We start from the raw sequence: 23,284 nt of genomic DNA, 5'->3' as shown, positions 1-23,284 counted from the left end.
CATCTGGCCACTTGCTCACCTTTCGGAGTGTTTGCGCTGTCATGGATACCGCAATGATTGTGCTGCTTCTTGCAGCAATCGTGACCGTATCAATTATCCTTGTGGCATTCACCCAGATGCGGGAACGTGCCCGTATTGAGCGGGCGCGAAGAATTACCGCCCTGGAGGATCAGTTCAAGCGGTCCAGCCGCCTGATGTCCGAGCTGCCCGGTCAGTATCTTACCAGCGATCTGAAGCTGCTGCTGATTCGCAACATGGAGGCTTCCTGCAAGGCACTGGTCGCGCTCAGACCCGGCTCGTCCCTTGATTCCTGGCAGGCGTCGGTTCGGGAGCTTCGCCAGAAAGTGGAAAATGATGATGATCAGCGGCCGCCGGTAAAAATTGATTCCGCCGAGAAATCCGCTTACGTGCAGGAGCTGTTACAGAATCTCTTCAAACTGATCGAAGGCATGCACAAGGCTGGACAGATTGACGGTCCCACTGCCAAAAAGAATCTCCGACTGGTGTTGTTTCTGGTCCACAAGACCCGTGCCGACATGCATGTCTTCCAGGCCCGGGTTCATGCCCGGCAGAATCAGATTCGCCAGGCCATAAACGCCTATCATCTGGCCAGCACGGAAATGGGTAAATCCGGAGACAATCCGATGGCCGCCAAAGCGGTAAAGAGTTATCGCATCCGTATCAAAGAGCTTGAAGCGATGGAAAAGGATATCGACACTGACAAGCCAGAGGCCGGAGCTCCGACAACACTCGGCCGCGAATGGGATAACTTCGGGGGCGATGACGAGTGGCGTAAAAAAGCCGATTATGATGACTGAGCCGGGAGCATGACCACACCATTCAGAAAACGGCTTTCCTTCCGGCTTACCCGCGACACGGTTCTGGTTGCCATGCTGCTTGGCCTGGTGCTGAATGTCGCTCAGGTAACCCTGGATTTCTTCAGTGCCCGTGAATCCATGGAGCAGGAAATCGAAGCGCTGATCGACATCAGCCACAGTCCTGCTTCGCAGATTGCCTATAACATTGACAACCGTCTGGCCAAAGAATTACTGGAAGGCCTTCTTCAGCACCCCGCCATCGTCGACGCCCGTATTATCGATAACAACGGCGAGACCATGGCAGCGGCCAGCCAGAGCAGCCCTGAATCCGGTTATCGATGGATAAGTGACCTGATGTTCGGGGCCAGCACAAGTTTCCAGGGTAAACTGTCGGTGCCGCAACTGGGCGATCGCTCCCTGGGGCATCTCGCCATTACCATCGATACCTATCATTATGGCCTTCTGTTTCTGCAGCGGGCCGGGTATACCCTGATCAGCGGCCTGCTCAAGAGCCTGGTGCTAACGCTCGCACTGCTTGGCATTTTCTACCTTTCGCTCACCCGGCCAATGCTCAATGTTATCAGTGCTCTGGGCCGGGTAAAGGCCGAAAAACCCGAGAAAGCCAGGCTACCGGTGCCACAGAACCACGAGGAAGACGAGATCGGTTCGATGGTGAGGATTATCAACCGCCACCTGGAAACCATTGATCAGGCCCTGGCGCAGCTTCGCGATGCCGAAGCCGCCATGAAGAACTATTCGGGCAAACTTGAACATGAAGTTGAAGACCGCACCCGGGAAATTTCAGAAAAGAACAAGGCGTTGCAGAGAGGTAACAAGGCACTGGTCACGGCCAAAGAGGATGCAGTGCGGCGCGCCCGCGCCCGGGCAAACTTTCTGGCCAGCATGAGCCATGAGATACGGACACCACTGAACGGTGTGCTGGGCATGCTCAGCCTGGCCCTCGAAAATGAAGCCCAGCCGGAACAGCGGAACCGTCTGGGGACAGCCCTGAGCGCCGGCCAGAGCCTTCTCGGGCTATTGAACGATATTCTTGATATTTCCAAGGTGGAAGCCGGCAAGCTCAGCCTGGAGACCATTCCGTTCAGTGTTCGCAGAATCGCCGAGGAATGCGCCACACTCCATGCCCAACAGGCCCGCCGCAAACAGATCGATGTGGTAACGGATATCGAGGGTCGCCTGCCGGAGACCTTTCTTGGCGACCCTACCCGTACCCGCCAGATACTCAACAATCTGCTGAGCAACGCTGTCAAGTTTACCAACCACGGCCATGTCCGACTCGAAGTAACCCGATCCACCGGCTATCTGCGTTTTGATATCGTCGATACCGGCATTGGCATGTCGAATCAGGCCCTCGACCGGATCTTTTCCCCCTTTTCCCAGGCCGACGCCGACACCACTCGACTATACGGCGGAACCGGGCTGGGACTGACGCTTTGCCAACAGTTGGTAGAACACATGCATGGCCAGATAACGGTGACGTCAGAGCCGGATCAGGGCACGCGTTTTAGCGTGTTCCTGCCGCTGCCGGTGGCAGAACAGGATCCGGGCGAGGTATCTGATTCCAGGATTCCGGACCGGCTGAGACAGCTGGGTGTTGATCTTGACCTGGCTGACAGCCATCAGCACGCCGGGCCGATCCGCTCCCAGCTTGAAGCCTGGGGCATACCGGTAAGAGAGGCCTCACCGGAAGGCCGCGGCATTCTCATTACGGCTTACCACGACAACGACAGCACCGGTGGTATCGACCCAGATACCTGGGCCGGCGCGGGAGTGCTGTTGATCATTCGCTCTGGCAAACTCACAACTGCCACTGATCACCCAACTCTGACCATGCCCCTGTGCCGGGAGCCGTTCCTGTACGCTCTGTGCCATGCTGCCGGGCTGGCGATGGGAGGCCTGCAGGACAACGTTCGGGAAAGTATTCACGGAGACGTTCAGAAAACTGCCGAAGGCCATGACCCGTCATCTGCTGCTGCCGGTTCACCGGCGGTCCCCGCCATGCGGTTACTGCTGGTTGAAGACAACCACGTTAACCAGCTGGTCGCCAGCAGCATGCTCACGAGACTGGGGCATGAGGTGGTGATTGCCGACGAGGGCCGTCAGGCTCTGGAAATTCTGGCTTCTGACGACGAGTTCGACATGGTACTCATGGATTGCCAGATGCCGGTGCTGGATGGCTGTGAAACCACCCGGATCATTCGCCAGAACCCGGCCTGGAAGCATCTCCCCATTATTGCCACGACAGCCAACGTGATGCAGGGTGACCGTGACGAATGCCTGGAGTCCGGAATGAATGATTACATCACCAAACCCTACAACCGCAGGGATCTCAAAGCGATTATCGAGCGCTGGGCACCCTCACAGTGATGAAGCCTGTTTCGACCGGAGCGGGCTCAGTCCAGCAGCTTTTCAATATCGGCACGGATGGCTTCCGGCCTGGTGGTCGGCGGATAGCGGTCCACCACCTCACCGTTCTGGTTCACCAGAAACTTGGTGAAATTCCATTTTACTGCTTCTGACCCCAGCAAACCCCTGGCTTCCCGTTTCAGATACTGAAACAACGGGTGCGCATCAGGGCCGTTAACGTCAATTTTCGAAAACATGGGAAAATCCACACCATAGTTCAGGCTGCAGAATTCGTTGATCGCCTGGTCGTCGGCGGGGTCCTGGTTGTTGAACTGGTTACAGGGAAAACCCAGCACTTCCAGCCCCCTGTCTTTCAGCTCCGCATAGAGCCCCTGAAGCCCTTCGAACTGGGGTGTAAAGCCGCACTTGCTGGCGGTATTGACGATCAGCAGCACCTTGCCCCGGAACGCCTCCAGCGACTGCTCCTCGCCTCGAATGGTGGTTGCAGTAAAATCATAAATACTCTGTTCAGCCATATCCCGCCCTTTTGTCCGTTAAAACCCTGAATTTCGGGCATCAATGCCACAATTCATCATAATTGGCCTGTTGTGAGATGCCCTTGCTCCGCTAGAATACAAACTTAATGACAAATTGCGAGATCAGCGACTTACTAGTGAGCAGGAAAGCAGGCGGACACGTCCACCTACTTTCTTTCATCTTAGTACACCGTTTCAAGGAATCCCCGGGCTTATGCAGAATTACCTGAAATCCGCCAAGCTGGACAACGTGTGCTACGAAATCCGTGGCGTGGTTCTGCGTGAAGCCCGCCGGCTTGAAGAAGAAGGTCACCGGGTTCTGAAACTGAATATCGGCAACCCTGCAGCATTTGAACTGGACGTCCCCGAGGAAATCCAGCAGGACGTGATCTACAACATGCCGCTGGCCCAGGGCTATGTGGAATCCAAGGGGCTGTTCTCGGCCCGCAAGGCGGTGATGCATTATTGCCAGCAGATCGGCATTGACAAGGTCGATATCGACGATATTTTCCTGGGCAACGGCGTCAGCGAAATGATCGTAATGTCGATGCAGGCGATGCTCAACACCGGCGATGAGGTGCTGATACCCGCCCCGGATTATCCACTCTGGACTGCCGCCGTCACGCTCTCGAGCGGCAAGCCGGTGCACTACCGCTGCGACGAACAGCAGGACTGGTTCCCGGACATTGACGACATCAGGAAGAAAATCACCCGCCGGACCCGGGCGATTGTGGTTATCAACCCGAATAATCCCACCGGCGCTGTCTATTCCAGGGAACTGCTGGAGCAGATTGTTGAACTGGCCCGCCAGCACAACCTGATCATCCTGTCGGACGAGATCTACGACAAGATTCTGTACGACGGCATCGAGCATATCCCGACCGCCTCCCTGGCCGATGACGTGTTGTTCTTTACCTTCAATGGGCTGTCAAAAAACTATCGCGCGGCAGGTTACCGGTCCGGGTGGATGATCGTCAGCGGTGCCAAGCACCGGGGGCGGGACCTGGTGGAAGGCATTGAAATGCTGTCCAACATGCGCCTGTGCGCCAATGTCCCGGCACAGTTAGCGATCCAGACCGCTCTGGGCGGCTATCAGTCGATAAAAGACCTGGTTTTACCCGGCGGCCGACTCTACGAACAGCGCGAAACCGCGTTCAACCTGCTGAATGACATTCCCGGCATAAGCTGCGTGAAGCCCAGTGGCGCGCTCTATATGTTCCCGCGCCTTGACCCCAAGCGTTTCCCGATCGAAAACGACGAAAAGCTGGTGCTGGACCTGCTGTTGCAGGAGCGTATTCTTCTGGTCCAGGGCTCGGCATTCAACATCGACGACAAACAGCACCTTCGGGTGGTATTTCTTCCGAGGGAGGACGCTCTGGAAGATGCCATGAAACGTCTGGCACATTTTCTGGCCTCATACCGGGTATAAAGAGAAGCGTTTTGGCCGACATTCATATCGAAGATTTCTACAAAGACACCGCTATTGCTCTGGTTCAGCTGTACAGTGCTTTTCCCAGGCGGGTGAACCTGTTTGTCGAGGATATTGCCGGAACCGATGACCCCGACGAATTCGGCCTGCACAGCAAGCGGCATATGGCCTGCTTTGGCGCCTTGTTATGGCTGGCCGAAGAGGGTTTTCTGCGGTACGTGGACACCATTCGTCAGGAGGCGCTGGATCAGGCGGTACTCACCCAGCGAGCCTTTGTACGCCTGAGCGCGCCAGCGGGGTCGCCAACAGAATCCGTTCAGAATCAGCCGGACCCCTCCCTCCCCGCCGCCGTGCGTGATGATCTTTCCACCCACATTCAGTTGATCCGCGACGCCCTGAAAAGCCGGAGCTCAGCAAGAATCAGCAGTGTTATGCAGGCTACCTTCTTCCAGGATCATTAAATCGGAGTAAGCCTCTTGATCCTTCTTTCCCAGCCACCATAAAACCTGGGGAAATCATCACCGGACCGGCCCCCCGGTCCGGGAATACCGAGGCAGACCATGAGACTTTTACTGTTTTTTGGAACCAACCTTGCGGTCATTCTGATCGCCAGTGTCACACTCAGGTTACTGGGTGTTGATTCTTATCTCGCCCAGAATGGCATTCAGTATGGCTCGCTGCTGGCATTCGCTGCGGTTTTCGGTTTCGCGGGTTCCATTATTTCCCTGCTGATCTCAAAGAAGATGGCGAAATGGAGCACCCGCGCAAAGGTGATCGAGTCGCCCAGAACGCCCGCCGAACGGTGGCTGGTAGAGACGGTAGCCCAGCTTGCAGAAAACGCCGGCATTGGCATGCCGGAAGTCGCCATTTTCCCGGCCAGCCAGTCCAACGCTTTCGCCACCGGCTGGAACCGGAATGACGCCCTGGTGGCTGTCAGCGAAGGCCTGCTGTCCCGCTTCAGCAAAGACGAGATCCGGGCGGTACTGGGCCATGAAATCGGCCATGTTGCGAACGGTGACATGGTGACGCTGGCATTGATTCAGGGGGTAGTGAACACCTTTGTGATCTTTGCGTCACGGGTTATCGGCTCACTGGTGGACCGGGTGGTATTCCGCAATGAAAGCGGCCACGGCATCGGGTTTTTTGTGGTCAGTATTGCCGCGGAACTCGTTCTTGGCATTCTGGCCAGCACCATCGTGTTCTGGTTCTCCCGCCGACGGGAATTCAGGGCGGATATTGCCGGCGCGCAACTGGCCGGGCGCGGAGCCATGATCAACGCCCTTCAGCGTCTGAAACAGGAAAGTGAAATGCCGGATCAGATGCCCGACACACTGCAGGCATTCGGTATCAACCGAGGGGCAAGGGCCGGTCTCAGTGCCCTGTTCATGACCCATCCCCCGCTGGAAGACCGGATCGCGGCGCTGACTGCGGCACAGCTGTAAAGCAGGTCCGGTCTGGCACCGGTCAGAATCAGAGCTTGAGTTTGAAGCCCAGGGCACGGAATGTTTCCTGGGCCGATCTACTGGTGCCTTTGAGCTGGATCTTAAGGCTGGAAAACTCACGGCGGACAGGATATTCACGCCTCAGGCGATCAAACGCCCTGCCCCGCTCCTCGGGAGGAAGACTGAGCGTACGCCTCAGCCTGGCGTCATCCCGCCGGGGATCACAACAGCACAGTATGGCTATATTGGCCGCGTCCATCACGTCGGCAGCGCTGGTAAATGAAAGCTTGCTCAGCGCCGCCTCCGGCAGAAACTGACCGGCCTGTTTCCTCACCGGCAATCCCATGAACCGGCTCAGGGCCCGATAGATCATCTCGCTGCCCTGGACTTTCCCTTCGAGGCTGTAGCCGGCCACATGAGGCGTCGCTATCCAGGCCTGTTCCGCCAACCCAGCATTGATTCGCGGCTCATTTTCCCAGACATCCAGGGTGACAGTCGGCGCGTCAGGCTCCGCCAGTCGCTTTACAAGCGCTGCAGTGTCAATCACTTCACCCCGGCTGGTATTGATCAGCAGCTGGTCGGCATTCAGGTCAGCCAGGTGGGCTGCAGCAAGCATATGGCAGGTCGGGTATTTGCCGTCACTGATCAGCGGCGTATGCAGGGTAATGACGTCGCATTTCAGCGCTTCGTCAAGGTCGGAAAAGGTACCGTCATCCTCGTCAGTGGCTTCTGCCTTCGGCGGGTCACAGACCACCACATCAAATCCCAGGCGCTCCAGTTTGCGGGTCAGTTCGCCACCCACGTTGCCAGCCCCGACAACACCGACGCTGAGATCGGTCCAGTCATCAATACAGAGTTTTTCCGCCCGCAGCGCAATAACCGCGAGAACATACTCGACCACACTGTTGGCGTTACAGCCAGGCGCCGCCGAAAAGGCAATTCCGGCTGACTTCAGCCATTCCTGGTCAATGTGGTCAGTGCCGATGGTGCAGGTGCCAACGAAACGAACGCGGCTGTCTGCCAGCAACTGCTCATTGACCCGGGTCACTGACCGCACCAGCAGGATGTCGGCGTCTCTGACGTCTGCGGCCGACATGGAGCGACCCGGCATCTGCCGCAGATCGCCGATGTCGCCAAAAAATGAGTCCAGCAGGGGAATGTTCTCGTCCGCTACAATCAGCATAGTGCTAGATTCCAACCCGTCGTTATCTTTGCAAATTACTAATAAGCAGGAAAGTAGCCGGACACGTCCGCCTACTTTCTTTCAGCTAATATCCTGGCGCTGCTGGCTGAGATTTATCTGCGCTGACGCTGACCACCAGAGCGTCCGCCCTGGCTGCGGTTACCCGGTGGCGGGCGTCGTCCTCCACGCTTACGGGTGATCGGCGGCTTGTCCAGCGTTGCCATCAGGTCCTCATCCGGCACGGCGGTTTTCAGCTTCTGGCTGATATAGGATTCAATCGCCGGTAGCGAAAACGCGTCATCTTCACTGGCAAAACTTATCGACACCCCGGTCTTGCCGGCGCGCCCCGTGCGGCCGATCCGGTGCACGTAATCTTCAGCGTTATCAGGAAGATTATAGTTGAACACGTGGGTCACGCCGTCAACGTGAATGCCGCGTCCGGCGACGTCGGTGGCAACCAACACCTGAATGCTCCCGGCTTTGAACTGCTCCAGCGTTTTCAGCCGTTTGTTCTGGGCTATCTCACCGGACATCAGGGAAACCTTTACCCCCTGGTTACGAAGATCCTCTTCCAGATCCCGACACTGATCACGCCGATTGGCGAAGACCAGGGCTTTCTCGACTTCCGGCTTTTTCAGATAGTTCACCAGAACCGGCAGCTTTTCCTCTTCACCCACCAGAAAAACGGTCTGCTCCACCCGTTCCGCAGTTTTCTGCTCGGGTTCAATCTCCACAAATTCGGCATTGCGGGTCCACATGGAGGCAAGGTTCAGTACGTCCTGATTGAACGTTGCGCTGAACAGCAGTGTCTGCCGTTCTTCCTTGGGTGTACATTTGCGGATGATCCGCTTTACATCGGGGATAAATCCCATGTCCAGCATCCGGTCAGCCTCATCCAGAATCAGGATATCGAGCTGGTCCAGAAATACATCCTGGGAACCCAGAAAATCAATCAGCCGGCCCGGCGTCGCGACCAGAATATCCACGATTCCGTTCTGCAGCTGATCCCGCTGTTTGTCGTAGTTCATGCCCCCGACCACCGCCACCACAGTGTGGCCGGTATAACCACAGAGCTGTTCGGCGTCTTCGGCGATCTGCATGGCCAGTTCCCGGGTAGGTGCCAGCGCAAGTATGCGGGGCTCGGAGGCAAAGCGCTCCTGGTCCGGAATCGGCGTTTCCAGCATGCTCTGGATCGCGGTGATCAGAAAGGCAGCGGTTTTGCCTGTGCCGGTCTGCGCCTGGCCGATCAGGTCCTGACACGCCAGTGTGACGGGAAGCGTCTCTGCCTGGATCGGTGTACAGTACCTGAAACCAATATCAGTAATGGCGTCAAGCACTCGCTGGTCAAGGTTAAGATCCTTGAACAGCATTTTGCCTGCTTCTGGTGCGTCAGATGTCATAGGGGGCTCAATTTACCTCAATGTCTGATCGGATGTTCCGTAAAATGTCTTGAGCGCCTGCACGAAGGTTTCGGCGCGCTCGGGCATGCCATGAGTCAGATAGTGTTCGGCCTGGCTCCGGACATTATGATAAAATTCCGCTGCGTTAATCGTTCCGTCACCCGAGAGGTTGTCCAGGCTGATGTTAAACGGGGAACCGGCGGCCATGGAAAATAACCACTCCAGGGCCTGCGGCTTCACTTCCACTGCTTCAAAAGCGTGCTGCTGGTCACGGCTACGCCCGTCGGGACAGTACCAGTAGCCGTAGTCCGGCAGTGCTCGCCGTGCCGGCCCCGCAATACACCAGTGGCTGATTTCGTGCAGGGCGCTGGCATAATAGTCATGGGCGAAGATGATCCGAGCGTAACCATCAGCGTGACCTGCAGGCACATACTCGGGCTCTGCGCCGCCCTTGACCAGAGTTGTCCTGAGGGACTCCCGGAACAGGTCATTGAACAAAGTGATAAGATCATTCGGGTCGTGCATCATGGGACCGACATTGTGCGACTTTCACGCTGGTAATACCAGAGGGAACTTCAGGGGACAAGGGGTGTCCACAAATTGCCCGGAGCAGCCCCGGGTGTAAAATGGCAGCGGTTAATACGGGATCCACAGATGTCCGGAATCGGAACCTTACTAATGAAGAAAGGCAAATTTCCAGCGCTGAAAATGTCTGGTAAAAATACTGTTACAGGCTGCCTGCTGCTCGCTGCCCTACTGGTTTTTTCTGCACCCGGCCACGGTCAGGGAACCGGCAACCTGTTTGGCGGTGGCAACGATTTTCTTCCGGTAGACGAGGCCCTGCCGTTTTCCTATACCAATGAAGCCGACGGCGTGGTCCTGAGCTGGAAAATCGCGCCTGAGCATTATCTTTATCAGGGAAGAGTCACGGTAACCAGCCTGACTGACGGTGTTATTACCGGCGAACCGGAATTCTCTTACCGCGGCACCGATACTGAAGACGACTATTTTGGCACGGTCACGGTGTTTTATGATCCGGTGCAGGCCAGAGTGCCCGTCACTCTGCCCCCGGGAATCACCGAAGCGGAACTTGAAGTGACGTACCAGGGCTGCGCGGAAGCTGGCCTGTGCTATCCGCCGCAGACACGGGATGTGCTTTTTTACGCTGGCGCTGCCTCCGGATCCGGAAGCTCTGCAGACAGCGCAGGCATGATAACCGGAGCACCACAGGACACGTCCACCGCAACTGGGCTCGCGGGATTTCTGGCGGAGCAATCAACCCTGGTTATAGCCGGTCTGTTTTTGCTGCTGGGTCTGGGACTCACTTTTACTCCCTGTGTCCTGCCCATGGTGCCGATTATTGCCTCGCTGGTCTCAGGCAAGAACACCGGCTCTACCACCCATGCCGTGCTGTTGTCCTTGAGTTATGTTCTGGGTATGGCATTGACCTACGCTGCAGCCGGAGTGATAACCGGGCTGTTGGGCGCCAGTTTCAATCTGCAGGCCCATTTGCAGTCGCCCTGGGTTCTCAGCATTTTTGCCGGTTTGTTTGTGCTGTTCGCCCTGTCCATGTTCAACCTGTTTGAGATTCAGTTACCCCGCTTTATACGGGAACCACTGAACGACGCCAGCCATAAGCTTACCGGTACCCGGGTATTCAGTATTTTTGGTATCGGATCACTGTCTGCACTGATTGTCTCGCCCTGCGTGTCCGCGCCGCTGGCCGGAAGCCTGCTTTACATCAGCACCACCCAGGATGCTGTGGTGGGTGGTGTTGCGCTGTTTGCGCTTGGCCTGGGCATGGGCGTCCCGCTGATACTGGTCGCTGTGGGTGGGCGCAAATTCCTGCCAACCACCGGCCCCTGGATGAACGTGGTCAAGGCATTTTACGGCGTCATGCTGCTGGCTGTTGCCATCTGGCTGGTCGAGCGCCTGGTGCCGGCCTGGCTGGCGCTTACCCTGTGGGCGCTGTTGATTGCCGTTACCGGCGTCCAGTTAGGAGCGTTTGACGCGGCCAGGGCTGGATGGGAGCGCACGCGAAAAGGCTTTGGTCTGGTCATGTTCGCCTACGGAATTGCCCTTCTGGCGGGGGCGGTCACCGGCGCCAGCGATCCGTTAAGACCTCTGGACCCGCTGATTGCGACGCCATCTGCCGGCGGGCCCGGGGCGGCCACGGCACCGGTCGAGCATGCCGGATTTCTGAGAATCGAATCGCCGGCTGAGATTCGCGAGCATTTGCAACGTGCGAGCCAGAGCAATACGCCGGTGGTACTGGATTTCTATGCCGACTGGTGTATCTCCTGCAAGGTTATGGAACGCAACGTATTCAGTGATGCCCAGGTGGCAGAGGCCCTGAGTCCCTTCCGGCTGTTGCAGCTGGACATGACGGATAACACCCCGGAACAGCAGGCGATACTCGACGAGCTCGGCTTGTTCGGCCCACCGGCAATACTTTTCTTTGGTGCCGATGGCGAAGAATTCACCAGTGCCCGGGTGCTGGGCGAGATGGGCCGGAACCAGTTCCTCGACCATCTTGGGCGAGTTACTCCCCCCGGCGTATGAAGTAGATGAATTCCTCGCCCTGTTCCTCGCTCTCAAGTAGCACGTGGTTCAGAAACTGGCAGAATCGCGGGATATCCCTGGTGGTTGAAGGATCAGTAGCAATCACCTTGAGAACCTGTCCCGCGGCCAGGTCTGCAATCCGGTTATGAAGCAGCATTACCGGTTCCGGACAGAACAGCCCCCTGGCATCCATTTCGCTATCCCATTTTCGCTCAGCTGCGCCACTGACCTGACCACTACCTGTATTTTCGCCCACACAGACCTCCTTAAATCTGGCTGACTTTTAAAAAATACGTGCTAAATTATTGTTTATATTTGTCTGATTACATTGAGGTGAACAATGATCCGGGTGCTGATTGAACGCCATATTGCTGAGTCTCTGGAACTCGCTTACGAAGAAAGAGCCCGCAAGTATATTCAACACGCGGTCAGTGCACCGGGCTTTGTCTCCGGCGAAACCCTGGTTGATTCCCGTGATCAGAATCACCGTTTTACCCTCTCCACGTGGCGCTCTGAAACAGACTGGCTGCGCTGGAAGCGGTCTGAGGAGCGCAGAGCCCTGATGGCGGAACTGATTCCGATGATGGACCAGGATGAAGTCATTACGGTCATGAAACACTTTCATTAAACCGCACTCAGTCCAGCCTTTCGATGAAACAGGTGATTTCTTCACGGTCGTGATAAAGGTGTCGTGCCTTTATCCGGAACCTTTTGTCACTGTTTGCCAGGCCGGTTTCCAGAATATCACGGCAAATCAGCCATTCGTCATAACGCTTTTTCATCGGCAGCTTGAGATTGAAAATCGCATAGCGACACAGATCATCTGACAGCCACTGAACCACCATGGTCGCAGTGCGCCGTGGATGGTCGACGATATCGCAGACCATCCAGTCAACGCGACGTTTCGGCAGCCAGTGGTAACCATCAGCCCGCACATGGGTGACCTGGCCGGAAGCCATCAGCTGCGAATCCATAGGCCCGTTATCAACCGCAGTCACCAGCATTCCCTGTTTCACCAGTTGCCAGGTCCAGCCACCAGGGGCAGCACCCAGATCCACCGCCTGCTTGCCACCCCCCAGATAATCCAGCGCCCTCTCCTGCGGCAGGAACACTTTCCAGGCTTCCTCCAGTTTCAGGGCAGACCGGCTTGGCGCTTCATCAGGCAGGCGCAGCCTGACAATCCCGCTGAGATATTCAGCCCGATTACTGGCAAGGCTGACACCCAGAATCACCCGCTCAAAAGACAGTAACAACAGCTCCAGCCTGCCCGGCGTTTCCGCTTGCGGATTCTGCTCAAGCCAGCCAGCGCTCCTGAGCGCCCTGGACAGGGGAGACATCCATTTGCGGGCGAAATTCCCCAGATCATGATCGTCGTTGGTCTCAGCCAGCCGGATATCTACCCGACTGCAGGAAGGCAGGACCGTGTCCGCATCTCGCAGCGCCGCGATAACCGCGCCTACCCGGTCTGCCCGGGGCAGCGGAATATCGGCAACCGTCACAAACCAGTCCCTGACAAAGACCAGCTCAGCAATTGCCACACTGCCCACAAGATCCTTTGCGGTCGCCGGCCCGGAAAGGTTAAACGTCAGCAAGCCCGGCTCCGGCCCGGGCTCAAAATAGCCGAATACACCAGCCATTGCAGCAGCATCTGTCAGTTCACGGCCAGCATCGGCTTCAAAGCCGGGGCGGCAAAAGGCGACCATCTGCTGCATTAACAGGAATCCCCGGTAACGCCGCCGCTGGCCCGGGCAGATCTGACACTGGCTAACAAGACAATCTCTCTCAACAATGTTCAGCAAACCTCTGCCATGAATTCTGCGGCAACCTGCGCCGCGCTTTCAATCAGCTGATACTGGGTTTCAGGCTGCCTGACCAGCGGCCTGAAGTCGTGATTGGCGCCCTTCAGCCAATGGATACGGCAACTTGAAGTGGACAGCAAGTTTAAATTCTCGAGCTCTTCCTGTTTGCCAAACGGGTCCCGGGTTCCCTGAACAATCATGACAGGACAGCGAAAACTGTCAAAATGTTCCACCCGCCAGCGATCCGGTTTTCCCGCAGCATGGAAGGGATAACCAAAGCAGATGCAGCCGTTCAGAATCCCGGCCAGGCCGTCCTCTGCAGCCAGAAGGCTGGCCATTCGACCGCCCATGGATTTGCCGCCAATAAAAACCGGGCCATTGCCGGCAACCTGCCGGATGACATCGCGAAAATGTGCCAACAGTACTGGCTGTCGATCCGGCGGCCGTTTACGGCCATCCTGCCTCGTCAGCTGCATATAGGGAAATTCGAATCGGGCGGTAGCAATACCCGCTGAAGCCAGACAGCCGGACAACTGCTCCATGAACGCAGAATCCGCAGGTGAACCCGCCCCATGCGCCAGCACCAGGCAACTTTTTTTCTCATTGCGATTCCTGTGTGCAGGCTTGTTCTCGATCAGTTTTATGGCCGTCAATGCGTTCCCTCTTGAGATCTATCAAGAAACCATGACATCTGCGGATATTTTTGTCCCAGAAGGTCGAATGGGCGCAAATGAATATTCTATACTAGGTTCAAAGTCAGGGATTAAGACCTATTTGACCCAAGGAGCCTCTGAACAACGCCCGGAGTCGATTACTCCGTTGTAAACAGCGGTGCTGTTGTCCATAATTCACCGCAGCTTTTTTCACTCTGGACCCACTTGGTAAGGCTATGACCACAGCAAATGCAAACCTGACGTATAACTATAAGGTGGTGAAGCAGTTCGCTATCATGACGGTAGTCTGGGGCATTGTGGGCATGGCAGTTGGTGTGCTGCTTGCGGCGCAACTTTACTGGCCCGCCCTCAACTTTGACTTGCCCTGGTTTCACTTCGGTCGCCTGAGGCCGCTTCACACCAACGCCGTCATCTTCGGTTTCGGCGGCAGCGCGCTGTTTGCAACTGCTTACTATGTGGTGCAGCGTACCTGCCAGGCGCGGCTTTTTTCTGACGGGCTTGCAGCCTTTACCTTCTGGGGATGGCAGGCAATTATCGTGGCGGCTGCCATTACATTGCCGCTGGGTTTTACCACTTCCAAAGAATATGCCGAACTGGAATGGCCGATCGACATTGCCATCACCGTGGTCTGGGTCTGCTACGCCCTGGTGTTCTTCGGCACCATCATGAAGCGCAGCACACCGCACATCTATGTGGCCAACTGGTTCTATGGTGCTTTCATTATTACAGTCGCCGTGCTTCACATCGGCAACAGCATGGCACTGCCCGCAAGCGCGTTCAAATCCTACTCTGCCTACGCCGGCGTCACCGATGCCATGATGCAGTGGTGGTATGGCCACAATGCCGTTGGCTTTTACCTGACGGCCGGCTTTCTGGGCATGATGTACTATTTTGTGCCGAAGCAGGCCGAGCGGCCGGTCTACTCCTACAGACTGTCCATCGTGCATTTCTGGGCACTGATCGCAACCTATGTCTGGGCCGGTGGCCACCACCTGCATTACTCGGCACTCCCGGACTGGGCGCAGACGGTGGGCATGGTGATGTCCCTGATTCTGCTGGCTCCTTCCTGGGGCGGCATGATCAACGGCATGATGACCCTGTCAGGTGCCTGGCACAAACTCCGCACTGACCCGATCCTGCGTTTCCTTGTGGTTTCACTGTCGTTCTACGGCATGTCCACCTTCGAAGGTCCGATGATGTCCATCAAGACCGTGAACGCGCTGTCCCATAACACCGACTGGACCATCGGCCACGTTCACTCCGGTGCCCTTGGCTGGGTTGCGATGATCAGTATCGGTGCCATTTATCACCTGGTGCCAAAACTCTGGGGCGTAAAAGAGATGTACAGCACCAACATGATCAACACCCATTTCTGGCTGGCAACCGTGGGCACCGTTCTCTACATCGTGGCGATGTGGGTTAACGGCATCACCCAGGGTCTGATGTGGCGGGCCGTCAACGAAGACGGCACCCTCACCTATAGCTTTGTCGAGTCTCTGGAAGCATCCTACGGTGGCTATCTGGTGCGATTTATCGGCGGCGTTATCTTCCTGCTGGGCATGTTTATCATGGCCTACAACTGCGTTATGACCGTACGCCGGAAAGAGGCTGTTACCAACCAAAGTGCAACAGTCCAGGCGGCGTAACCGGAGACGACTCAGATGAAACACGACATTATCGAAAAGAATATTGGTCTGATGATCGTTCTGATTGTGCTGACCATCAGTGGCGGTTTTCTCGCCGAAGTACTTCCGCTGTTTTTCAACAAAGAAACCAATACCCCTGTCGATGGCCTTGAACCGCTATCAGCGGTCGAGCTTGAAGGTCGGGATATCTATATCCGCGAGGGCTGCCATGTCTGCCACACCCAGCAGGTTCGTCCCTTCCGGAGTGAAACCGAACGTTATGGGCATTATTCGGTGGCAGGAGAATTCGTCTACGACCGTCCGTTCCTGTGGGGCTCAAAGCGTACTGGTCCGGATCTGGCCCGCGTTGGCGGCCGTTACTCCGATGCCTGGCAGCGCCAGCATCTGTACGACCCCCGCAGTGTGGTACCGGAATCCAACATGCCGGCTTTTCCCTGGCTGTTCGAAGACCGGATTGATCACACCGCGACCGCGAACAAGCTGAAAACGCTGCAGTCCCTGGGTGTTCCCTACTCCGACGAGCAAATTGCAGAAGCATCTGAACAGGTGGAAGGCATGTTCGAGATCGAGGCGTTGGTGGCCTACCTTCAGCAGCTTGGTACCGTGATTTCGGAGAGACGGTAATTCTATGGATGTAAACGATTTACGCGGCATACACAGCCTGGTCATTATGGCCATGTTCCTCGGCATCGTCTGGTGGGCTTTCAGTGCCCGTCGTAAACGGGCAAACGAAGAGGCAGCTCACCTTCCGTTTGACGACGATGAGGTCGAAAAACGTACTCTTGAACAGGAAAAAACGGAGAACAAGCGATGAGTACCTTCTGGAGCATATGGGTCACGGTGATCACGCTCGGTACCGTTTTTGGCTGCTGGTGGTTGCTTCACGCCACCCGCAAAGGACAGACATCCGACACTGAAACCGACCGCACCACCGGCCATTCCTACGATGGTATTGAGGAACTGGACAACCCGCTACCCAAATGGTGGTTTTACCTTTTCGTCGCAACCTGCATATTCGGCCTCATTTACCTGGTCCTCTATCCAGGACTGGGCAACTACCAGGGGCTGCTGGGCTGGTCGCAGCACAACCAGTGGCAGGAAGAACAGCAACAGGCGGAGGACCGTTACGGTGAGCTTTACGCCCGGTTCGGTGACACTCCGGTAGAAGAGCTGTATCAGAATAAGGAAGCCATGCAGATGGGGCAGAGGCTTTTTGCCAACAACTGTTCTGTGTGCCATGGTTCGGCAGGTCGCGGTAATATCGGTTTTCCCAATCTGACTGACGACGCCTGGCAGTACGGTGGCGACCCGGACTCCATCCTTTCCACTCTTCGTAACGGTCGGCAGGGCGCCATGCCCGCCATGGGCACCATGCCCAACATGACCACGGAACAGGTGGATCAGGTGGTCAACCATGTCCTGAGTTATAGCGACCGCGCCGAAGACCCGGAAGCAGCCAAAAAAGGCGAGCAGGTATACGCTCAGGCCTGTGCCGCCTGTCACGGGCCGGACGGCAAAGGCAATCAGGCCATTGGCGCTCCCAACCTTACAGACGACGCCTGGATTTATGGCTCGAACTATGACTGGATCAAGGAAACCGTTGTTAATGGCCGCGAGAACATGATGCCTGCCCAGAGTGGACGTCTGTCTGACGACCAGATTCAGATACTGGCCGCCTACGTGTACGGCCTTTCCAGGTAACCGGGAAATCGCTGGAGTCGTGGTGGTACCGGACTGCCCAGTCCCTGCCCGGTTCCGGGCAGGGCTGATAACCACTCCAGACGCTTGAGTGGACATCATCGGGAGGTAACGATGAGCAATGAGATACCGGTCAAACAGGTTGACCCGTCCTCTGGCGCCTCCGACAATAAAAAAAACACCGGAACAACAGATCTTTACGCCAGCCGAAAAAAGATCTATGTGAGAGAGGTCAGGGGCTTCTTTCAGCGCATACGTAATGTCAGCCTGACGGCACTGATGGGTATGTATTTTCTGTTCGTCTGGATATCGGTAGATGGCCAGCCGCTGATCTATTTCAATCTTCCCGATCGCGAATTCCATCTGTTCGGCATCACTTTCTTTCCCCAGGATCTGATCCTGCTGTCCGGCTCGCTGATAATCTGCGCATTTGGACTGTTTTTCATTACCACGCTGTTCGGTCGGGTCTGGTGTGGCTACACCTGTCCACAAACCGTCTGGACCTTTATCTTCATGTGGGTCGAGGAACGAATCGAGGGCAGCCGCACCAAACGCATGAGACTGGACAAGGCACCCAGCTCCAGATCGAAAATCGCCAAAAAATCCGCGAAGCATGCGGCCTGGCTGCTGATTGCACTCGCCACCGGCCTCACCTTTGTCGGTTATTTTTATCCGATATATGACCTGATCGCGGATCTTTTCACCCTGAATGCCAATGGCTGGGCCTATTTCTGGGTAGGCTTTTTTACCGTTGCCACCTATCTGAATGCCGGCTGGATGCGTGAACAGGTATGCCTGTACATGTGCCCCTATGCCCGCTTCCAGTCGGTCATGTTTGACCCCAACACCATGGTGGTTTCCTATGACCCGAACCGTGGGGAACCAAGGGGCAGCCGCAAAAAAGGTGTCGACCCCGCAGAACTTGGACTGGGAGACTGCATTGACTGCGGACAATGCGTTCAGGTCTGTCCGACCGGTATCGATATCCGCGATGGCCTGCAGTACGAGTGCATTGGCTGTGCTCTGTGCATTGATGCCTGTGATGAGGTGATGGACAAGATGAATTACCCACGCGGGCTGATTCGCTATACCACCGAGAACGAGCTGGAAGGTAAACCTTCAAAGCTGATCCGGCCCCGCACCGTGGGTTATGGTCTGGCACTGGCGCTTATGGTGCTGGCCATGGGCTACACCATTGCAACCCGGGTACCGGCAACCCTGGACGCTGAACGCGACCGCGGCGCCCTGTTCAAGTTCAACGGCCAGGGACGGATAGAGAACACCTACACTCTGAGAATCGGGAACATGACCGAGGTTCCCCAGACTTTCACGATCTCGGTGTCGGGCTTGGAGAGTATCCAGATCCTGACGGATAAGGTCATTACAGTGGACAGCAGCGAATACCGCACTCTGCCGACGGTCGTTGATGTTGATCCGGAGGTAATTTCCAGCGCCAGTAATACCATTGAATTCACAATGACCTCGGAAACCGATCCGTCACTGGTTCTGGAAACTGAAAGCCGATTTGTCGGTCCTAATCGCTGAACCAATTCTGGAACCGCTTATGAATAACGACGAGTCCATCAGCCCCTGGTACCGACAGCCCTGGTTCTGGTTCCTGCTGATATTTCCCGGCGCAGCCATTATCTGGTGCATTTCCATGATCACCGTCGCCCTCAGCATTGACAGTTCAATGGTCACGGACGACTACTCGAAACAGGGCCGCGGCATTGCCATGGAAAGGGCCAGGGATGAAACCGCAAGTGCCATGGGCCTTCAGGCCAGCTTCGCGTTTGCAGAGAAGTCCGTGGATCTGACCATGCGTGCCGAAAATGGCACCGCCAGCTTCCCCTACCTGGTGCTTAACCTGTTTCATCCCACCCTGGCGGAATACGATCGTACGATTCAGTTTCGTCCCAACGGCCAGGGTGAGTACATTGCCAACCTGAACCAGCCAATTGACGGCCGCTGGTACTTCGATCTTCGGGGCCCGGACAATGACTGGCGCCTGAAAGGCGAAGCCAGCTTTCCGCGCTCTGCAATTGTGCTTGATAGCCGGACTGACGACCGCGGGTGAGTTCCCTGGAGTGTTTTCACTGCGGGGAGCCCGCCGGCGGCTCGCCACCGATCACTCTCAGACTGCAAGGGCAGTCCCGCTATTTCTGTTGCGAGGGTTGCAAGGCGGTCTGCCAGACCATTCAGGCTGAGGGCCTGGGCGGGTTCTACAGTTTCCGGACCGAGCCGGCGGTCACCCCGAAAAAACTGACGGAAGCGGAAATCAACCGGCTGCGGGAACTCGACCACCCGCAGGTGCAGGCATCCTTCGTTGCACCCGTCAAAGGCGGGCAGGAAGCCACGCTGCTGGTGGGCGGGATCACCTGCGCTGCCTGCATCTGGCTTCTGGAACATCACCTGGCGAAACAGCCCGGGGTTATCTCGTTCTCAGTCAATCATTCCACCTGCCGGGCGCGACTGGTCTGGGATGCCAGTCAGGCGCGGCTCAGTGACCTGTTAATGGCTGTCCATCAACTCGGTTACACCGCCCGACCCTACCTTGCCGATGAAGCCGAACAGGAACTGAAAGCGGAGCACCGGTCGATGCTGATCCGGCTTGCTGTCGCCGGCATTGGTTCATTGCAGAGCATGATGCTCGCGTTCCCGCTCTATTTCGAGCTGGTGAGCGATATTTCCCCGGACTTTATCGATTTTTTCCGCTGGTTCAGCCTGCTGGTAGCCACGCCGGTGGTTTTCTACAGTGCCCGGCCGTTTTTTGCCAACGCCGTGAGGGACCTCCGGAGCAAACACCTCACCATGGATGTTCCCGTCGCTACCGCCATTGGCCTGGCGTACGCGGCCAGCGCCTGGGTCACCGCATTCGGCGGCGAGGAAGTCTATTTTGAATCGGTCTGCATGTTTACCTTTTTTCTTCTGCTTGGCCGCTTTATCGAAAGCCGGGCCCGCTACCGGGCCGGGCTCAACGGCAACAGCCTGGCAGGATTTCAGCCCGCGGTCGCCAACCGGCTCACCGATAGCCAAACCGAGCTGGTGCCCATTCACCAGTTACAGACCGATGACATCCTGCTGATCAGGCCCGGGGACACACTTCCGGCGGACGGCATTATCACCCGCGGACAGACCACGATTGATGAAGCCGCACTGACCGGGGAATACCTGCCTGAAACCCGACAACCGGGCGATCAGGTGCATGGCGGCAGCGTCAATGGTGAATATCCCTTCGAGATGAGAGTCACCAGAGCCGGTGGCCGCACCCGGCTGTCCGGCATTCTGCGCATCCTCGACCGGGTGCAGGCTGACAAACCCCCGGTGGCACAAATGGCGGATCGTCTGGCAGGGCGATTTGTTGGTCAGGTACTGATGATCACCCCGTTGATCGGACTGGGCTGGTGGCTGGCGGGCGCCAGCAATGCCTTCGATATCATGCTTGCCGTGCTGGTTGTCACCTGCCCCTGTGCCCTTTCCCTTGCCACCCCAACCGCCATTACCTCGGCAACCTTGCGGCTTCGCAAACAGGGATTTCTGCCGACCCGCGGCCACACCCTGGAAGCCATGGATGACATCGACACGGTGGTGTTTGATAAAACCGGCACCCTGACCCGGGGCGAGCTGAGCCTGAACCAGACCGAGACATTTGCAGAGCTTTCGGCGCAGGACTGCCTGCGCCTGGCGGCCAGCCTTGAGCAGGCATCAGAGCACCCGATTGCCCGGGCTTTCAGGGTCTGTCCCGGCGCCCGCGCAAGCGCCATCAGCAATCACCTGGGAGGCGGGCTATCCGGCGAGGTTGAGGGCAGAAAACTTTGCATCGGGCACCGGGAGTTTGTGGCAGGCCGGGTATCTTCGCCGCCTCCCGCCGCCGGGAAATCCGCCGGCGTCGAGGTCTGGCTCGCCAGTGCGGATCGCTGGCTGGCCCGCTTTACCCTGGATGATGAAGTGCGCCCTGACGCGGCTCAGGCCATTCAGACGCTGCATGAAAACGGTTTACGTACCCTGCTACTCAGCGGGGACCATTCCGCCCACGTTGCCAGAATCGGCGACCAGCTCGGCATCGGCAAGGCGATCGGCGAGGCCTCGCCAGAGGACAAGCTTGCAGTGCTCAGGGGGTTAATCGCCGAGGGTCACACGGTTATGATGGTTGGCGACGGGCTGAATGATCTGCCCTCCATGGCTGGAGCCAGAGTGTCTGTTGCCATGGGCAGCGCAGCTGACCTGACACAGCTTAACGCCGATGCTATTTTGCTTAACGGGAAGCTGACGGAACTGCCGGAAGCCATGAATACCAGCCGTCACATGCGGCGGATCATTCGCCAGAACATGGTCTGGGCTCTGGGGTACAATGTTCTGGCCCTGCCATTGGCTGCAGCCGGTTTTGTGCCGCCGTGGCTGGCAGCTATCGGTATGTCGTTAAGTTCGCTGGTGGTGGTTCTGAACGCCCTGAGATTAAGCAGGCAGGAACGCTCCCGGCCTCATCAGCACAACGCTGATTCACCCACCTCCGCAACCATACAGGCCAGTCTATGAAAATCGTGATGATCCTGGTTCCGGTAATGCTGATTCTGGTCGCCCTGGGGATATGGCTGTTTTCCTGGGCGGTGAAAAGCGGCCAGTATGACGATCTCAAGGGCCCCGCCCACCGGATTCTTTACGACGATGATGAAGACCGTATCCCCGAAGACGCCCGCCAGCCTCATCAGCAGGCGGCCCCGGATAAAACAGACGAGAACGACAAGGACAGTCAGCAGACCTGATGACAGGCGAACTCGTTCTCGGTTATTCCAGCGCCTTCCTGATTGGTCTGATGGGCAGCGCCCACTGTATCGGCATGTGCGGGGGCATCAGTGCCTCTCTCTCGATGGCGCTCCCCGTTGGCAGAGGATACCGGGGCCGCCAGACCCTGATGCTGCTGGCCTTTAATGGCGGGCGCGTTGCCAGCTATGTGGCCATTGCCTCGCTGGTTGCCTTGCTGAGCACCCGGGCAGCCGACCAGTACGTCAGCGTTGGTCCGCTGCTGCGCACCATCGCCGGTGGCCTGTTGATCCTGATGGGGCTTTCCATGGGCCAGTGGTGGCAGGGAATCCGCTATGTGGAACGGCTTGGCGCGCCGGTCTGGCGGCGTATCTCACCACTCACCCGACGAGTCATGCCGGTAGACCGGACCTGGAAGGCCCTGGTTCTTGGTGGCCTCTGGGGCTGGCTGCCCTGCGGGCTGGTATACAGCACACTGGGCTGGGCCGCGCTCCAGCCAACGGTCGGAAGCGCGGCCGCAACCATGCTGTTCTTCGGCCTGGGAACACTGCCCTCAATGTTCGCCACCGGCTACGCCGCAAGCTGGATCAACCGGCTCAAAGGCAACCGTTATTTTCGCCAGTTTGCCGGCGTGTTACTGGTCGGCTTCGGACTCTGGACGCTTCCGGTCACCCACATGGCCGGGCATTATTAACTAAAGAACAACAAAGTACCTAGCTGAAAGAAAGTAGGCGGACATGTCCGCCTACTTTCCTACTCATTAGTAAGCGTACACGGAAGTATTAACAGCGTGGTTTGCAAAGACCTGTTCGCTTACTGCGCACGGATTAATAGTTATACGTTCAGAACGTCAAGCCGGCCATAGTCAATGTGCTCTGGCTCCGCTTTACCAACAGCCTCCACCGATCCGCCAGTCTTACGCTCTCCCTGCCGGAAATCGTAAAGCGAGCTGTCCGCCAGGTGGGAAGG

Annotated in this window: 24 protein-coding genes; 17 read left to right on the top strand and 7 right to left on the bottom strand. The window is 57.0% G+C overall.

The features are described 5' to 3' along the window. Nucleotides 1-41: 41 nt before the first annotated feature. A complete protein-coding gene (locus tag VJ956_RS04025) occupies nt 42-818 on the top strand; it encodes a hypothetical protein (RefSeq protein ID WP_324081904.1) in 777 nt (258 codons plus the stop codon). Nucleotides 819-827: 9 nt separating this feature from the next. Continuing rightward, nucleotides 828-3,206, top strand: coding sequence for a hybrid sensor histidine kinase/response regulator (locus VJ956_RS04020; RefSeq protein ID WP_324081902.1), 2,379 nt, complete (start codon nt 828-830; stop codon nt 3,204-3,206). A gap of 26 nt (nt 3,207-3,232) precedes the next feature. On the opposite strand, the gene VJ956_RS04015 is transcribed toward VJ956_RS04020, so the two are convergent. After that, nucleotides 3,233-3,721, bottom strand: a complete 489-nt coding sequence (locus VJ956_RS04015; protein ID WP_324081900.1) for a glutathione peroxidase — start codon at nt 3,719-3,721, stop codon at nt 3,233-3,235. Between the two features lie 214 nt (nt 3,722-3,935). Between VJ956_RS04015 and VJ956_RS04010 the strand changes: the two genes are divergently transcribed. From VJ956_RS04010 to htpX, 3 genes are all read left to right on the top strand, one after another. After that, complete coding sequence (locus VJ956_RS04010; protein WP_324081898.1) at nt 3,936-5,150, top strand: pyridoxal phosphate-dependent aminotransferase; 1,215 nt, start codon at nt 3,936-3,938, stop codon at nt 5,148-5,150. Between the two features lie 11 nt (nt 5,151-5,161). Then, nucleotides 5,162-5,611 carry a hypothetical protein gene (locus VJ956_RS04005; RefSeq protein ID WP_324081896.1) on the top strand — a complete coding sequence of 150 codons (450 nt, stop codon included), beginning with the start codon at nt 5,162-5,164 and terminating at the stop codon, nt 5,609-5,611. Between the two features lie 99 nt (nt 5,612-5,710). Beyond that, entirely contained in the window at nt 5,711-6,592 is an 882-nt protein-coding gene (htpX, locus tag VJ956_RS04000; protein ID WP_324081894.1) for a protease HtpX, read from the top strand. 28 nt (nt 6,593-6,620) lie between these two features. On the opposite strand, the gene pdxB is transcribed toward htpX, so the two are convergent. From pdxB to VJ956_RS03985, 3 genes are all read right to left on the bottom strand, one after another. Beyond that, entirely contained in the window at nt 6,621-7,775 is a 1,155-nt protein-coding gene (pdxB, locus tag VJ956_RS03995) for a 4-phosphoerythronate dehydrogenase PdxB (RefSeq protein WP_324081892.1), read from the bottom strand. Between the two features lie 113 nt (nt 7,776-7,888). Next, nucleotides 7,889-9,175 carry a DEAD/DEAH box helicase gene (locus VJ956_RS03990; protein WP_324081890.1) on the bottom strand — a complete coding sequence of 429 codons (1,287 nt, stop codon included), beginning with the start codon at nt 9,173-9,175 and terminating at the stop codon, nt 7,889-7,891. Between the two features lie 12 nt (nt 9,176-9,187). Next, nucleotides 9,188-9,703, bottom strand: a complete 516-nt coding sequence (locus VJ956_RS03985; RefSeq protein ID WP_324081888.1) for an elongation factor P hydroxylase — start codon at nt 9,701-9,703, stop codon at nt 9,188-9,190. Nucleotides 9,704-9,883: 180 nt separating this feature from the next. Here VJ956_RS03985 and dsbD point away from each other — a divergent pair, with 180 nt between their 5' ends. Beyond that, nucleotides 9,884-11,737: a protein-disulfide reductase DsbD gene (gene dsbD, locus VJ956_RS03980; protein ID WP_324081886.1), complete on the top strand. Its 1,854-nt coding sequence runs from the start codon at nt 9,884-9,886 to the stop codon at nt 11,735-11,737. Here the strand turns inward: dsbD and tusA are convergent. Then, complete coding sequence (gene tusA / locus VJ956_RS03975; RefSeq protein WP_324081929.1) at nt 11,718-11,930, bottom strand: sulfurtransferase TusA; 213 nt, start codon at nt 11,928-11,930, stop codon at nt 11,718-11,720. The two genes, dsbD and tusA, sit on opposite strands and share 20 nt — an antisense overlap. 147 nt (nt 11,931-12,077) lie before the next feature. On the opposite strand from tusA, the gene VJ956_RS03970 reads away from it, so the two are divergent. Next, on the top strand, nt 12,078-12,365 hold the full coding sequence (locus tag VJ956_RS03970) for an antibiotic biosynthesis monooxygenase family protein (RefSeq protein ID WP_324081882.1): 288 nt from the start codon (nt 12,078-12,080) through the stop codon (nt 12,363-12,365). Between the two features lie 7 nt (nt 12,366-12,372). On the opposite strand, the gene rlmM is transcribed toward VJ956_RS03970, so the two are convergent. Together rlmM and VJ956_RS03960 are read right to left on the bottom strand one after the other, a co-directional pair. Continuing rightward, on the bottom strand, nt 12,373-13,449 hold the full coding sequence (rlmM, locus tag VJ956_RS03965; RefSeq protein WP_324081880.1) for a 23S rRNA (cytidine(2498)-2'-O)-methyltransferase RlmM: 1,077 nt from the start codon (nt 13,447-13,449) through the stop codon (nt 12,373-12,375). Between the two features lie 80 nt (nt 13,450-13,529). Further along, nucleotides 13,530-14,078 (bottom strand): alpha/beta family hydrolase, encoded by a 549-nt coding sequence (locus tag VJ956_RS03960; protein WP_324081878.1) that lies wholly within the window; start codon nt 14,076-14,078, stop codon nt 13,530-13,532. Between VJ956_RS03960 and VJ956_RS03955 the strand changes: the two genes are divergently transcribed. From VJ956_RS03955 to VJ956_RS03910, 10 genes are all read left to right on the top strand, one after another. After that, on the top strand, nt 14,077-14,361 hold the full coding sequence (locus VJ956_RS03955) for a hypothetical protein (protein WP_324081877.1): 285 nt from the start codon (nt 14,077-14,079) through the stop codon (nt 14,359-14,361). The genes VJ956_RS03960 and VJ956_RS03955 overlap by 2 nt on opposite strands. Nucleotides 14,362-14,425: 64 nt before the next feature. Beyond that, nucleotides 14,426-15,856, top strand: coding sequence for a cytochrome-c oxidase, cbb3-type subunit I (gene ccoN / locus VJ956_RS03950; RefSeq protein ID WP_324081874.1), 1,431 nt, complete (start codon nt 14,426-14,428; stop codon nt 15,854-15,856). 15 nt (nt 15,857-15,871) lie between these two features. Then, nucleotides 15,872-16,480, top strand: coding sequence for a cytochrome-c oxidase, cbb3-type subunit II (gene ccoO / locus VJ956_RS03945; RefSeq protein ID WP_324081872.1), 609 nt, complete (start codon nt 15,872-15,874; stop codon nt 16,478-16,480). A 4-nt stretch (nt 16,481-16,484) separates the two neighbouring features. After that, nucleotides 16,485-16,670: a cbb3-type cytochrome c oxidase subunit 3 gene (locus tag VJ956_RS03940; RefSeq protein WP_324081870.1), complete on the top strand. Its 186-nt coding sequence runs from the start codon at nt 16,485-16,487 to the stop codon at nt 16,668-16,670. After that, nucleotides 16,667-17,557, top strand: a complete 891-nt coding sequence (gene ccoP, locus VJ956_RS03935; RefSeq protein ID WP_324081868.1) for a cytochrome-c oxidase, cbb3-type subunit III — start codon at nt 16,667-16,669, stop codon at nt 17,555-17,557. The genes VJ956_RS03940 and ccoP overlap by 4 nt, the downstream gene beginning before the upstream one ends. Before the next feature lie 111 nt (nt 17,558-17,668). Beyond that, the gene (gene ccoG, locus VJ956_RS03930; protein WP_324081866.1) at nt 17,669-19,099 is read left to right on the top strand and encodes a cytochrome c oxidase accessory protein CcoG; all 1,431 of its coding nucleotides are present in this window, start codon (nt 17,669-17,671) and stop codon (nt 19,097-19,099) included. Between the two features lie 19 nt (nt 19,100-19,118). Beyond that, nucleotides 19,119-19,631, top strand: coding sequence for a FixH family protein (locus tag VJ956_RS03925; RefSeq protein WP_324081864.1), 513 nt, complete (start codon nt 19,119-19,121; stop codon nt 19,629-19,631). Then, complete coding sequence (locus VJ956_RS03920) at nt 19,628-22,090, top strand: heavy metal translocating P-type ATPase (RefSeq protein WP_324081862.1); 2,463 nt, start codon at nt 19,628-19,630, stop codon at nt 22,088-22,090. Before VJ956_RS03925 ends, VJ956_RS03920 begins: the two co-directional genes overlap by 4 nt. After that, on the top strand, nt 22,087-22,317 hold the full coding sequence (ccoS, locus tag VJ956_RS03915; protein WP_324081860.1) for a cbb3-type cytochrome oxidase assembly protein CcoS: 231 nt from the start codon (nt 22,087-22,089) through the stop codon (nt 22,315-22,317). The genes VJ956_RS03920 and ccoS overlap by 4 nt, the downstream gene beginning before the upstream one ends. Further along, nucleotides 22,317-23,009, top strand: a complete 693-nt coding sequence (locus VJ956_RS03910) for a sulfite exporter TauE/SafE family protein (RefSeq protein WP_324081858.1) — start codon at nt 22,317-22,319, stop codon at nt 23,007-23,009. The genes ccoS and VJ956_RS03910 overlap by 1 nt, the downstream gene beginning before the upstream one ends. The last annotated feature ends 275 nt before the right edge of the window (nt 23,010-23,284 follow it).

Source organism: Marinobacter sp. (assembly GCF_035268745.1).
Lineage (GTDB): Bacteria > Pseudomonadota > Gammaproteobacteria > Pseudomonadales > Oleiphilaceae > Marinobacter.
The sequence above is the reverse complement of the archived record's forward strand: the minus strand, read 5'-3'. Positions and strand labels throughout refer to the sequence as shown.

Bases quoted from the DNA above. Each gene is read 5' to 3' on its own strand.
- VJ956_RS03925 (WP_324081864.1), top strand. From the start codon at position 19,119: ATGAATAACGACGAGTCCATCAGCCCCTGGTACCGACAGCCCTGGTTC.
- VJ956_RS03940 (WP_324081870.1), top strand. From the start codon at position 16,485: ATGGATGTAAACGATTTACGCGGCATACACAGCCTGGTCATTATGGCC.
- rlmM (WP_324081880.1), bottom strand. From the start codon at position 13,449: ATGCAGCAGATGGTCGCCTTTTGCCGCCCCGGCTTTGAAGCCGATGCT.
- VJ956_RS04025 (WP_324081904.1), top strand. From the start codon at position 42: ATGGATACCGCAATGATTGTGCTGCTTCTTGCAGCAATCGTGACCGTA.
- VJ956_RS04020 (WP_324081902.1), top strand. From the start codon at position 828: ATGACCACACCATTCAGAAAACGGCTTTCCTTCCGGCTTACCCGCGAC.
- ccoS (WP_324081860.1), top strand. From the start codon at position 22,087: ATGAAAATCGTGATGATCCTGGTTCCGGTAATGCTGATTCTGGTCGCC.
- ccoP (WP_324081868.1), top strand. From the start codon at position 16,667: ATGAGTACCTTCTGGAGCATATGGGTCACGGTGATCACGCTCGGTACC.
- pdxB (WP_324081892.1), bottom strand. From the start codon at position 7,775: ATGCTGATTGTAGCGGACGAGAACATTCCCCTGCTGGACTCATTTTTT.
- VJ956_RS03955 (WP_324081877.1), top strand. From the start codon at position 14,077: ATGAACGCAGAATCCGCAGGTGAACCCGCCCCATGCGCCAGCACCAGG.
- VJ956_RS03970 (WP_324081882.1), top strand. From the start codon at position 12,078: ATGATCCGGGTGCTGATTGAACGCCATATTGCTGAGTCTCTGGAACTC.
- ccoG (WP_324081866.1), top strand. From the start codon at position 17,669: ATGAGCAATGAGATACCGGTCAAACAGGTTGACCCGTCCTCTGGCGCC.
- ccoN (WP_324081874.1), top strand. From the start codon at position 14,426: ATGACCACAGCAAATGCAAACCTGACGTATAACTATAAGGTGGTGAAG.
- VJ956_RS03910 (WP_324081858.1), top strand. From the start codon at position 22,317: ATGACAGGCGAACTCGTTCTCGGTTATTCCAGCGCCTTCCTGATTGGT.
- ccoO (WP_324081872.1), top strand. From the start codon at position 15,872: ATGAAACACGACATTATCGAAAAGAATATTGGTCTGATGATCGTTCTG.
- VJ956_RS04010 (WP_324081898.1), top strand. From the start codon at position 3,936: ATGCAGAATTACCTGAAATCCGCCAAGCTGGACAACGTGTGCTACGAA.
- dsbD (WP_324081886.1), top strand. From the start codon at position 9,884: ATGTCTGGTAAAAATACTGTTACAGGCTGCCTGCTGCTCGCTGCCCTA.
- VJ956_RS04015 (WP_324081900.1), bottom strand. From the start codon at position 3,721: ATGGCTGAACAGAGTATTTATGATTTTACTGCAACCACCATTCGAGGC.
- VJ956_RS03985 (WP_324081888.1), bottom strand. From the start codon at position 9,703: ATGATGCACGACCCGAATGATCTTATCACTTTGTTCAATGACCTGTTC.
- tusA (WP_324081929.1), bottom strand. From the start codon at position 11,930: ATGGATGCCAGGGGGCTGTTCTGTCCGGAACCGGTAATGCTGCTTCAT.
- VJ956_RS03960 (WP_324081878.1), bottom strand. From the start codon at position 14,078: ATGGAGCAGTTGTCCGGCTGTCTGGCTTCAGCGGGTATTGCTACCGCC.
- htpX (WP_324081894.1), top strand. From the start codon at position 5,711: ATGAGACTTTTACTGTTTTTTGGAACCAACCTTGCGGTCATTCTGATC.
- VJ956_RS03990 (WP_324081890.1), bottom strand. From the start codon at position 9,175: ATGACATCTGACGCACCAGAAGCAGGCAAAATGCTGTTCAAGGATCTT.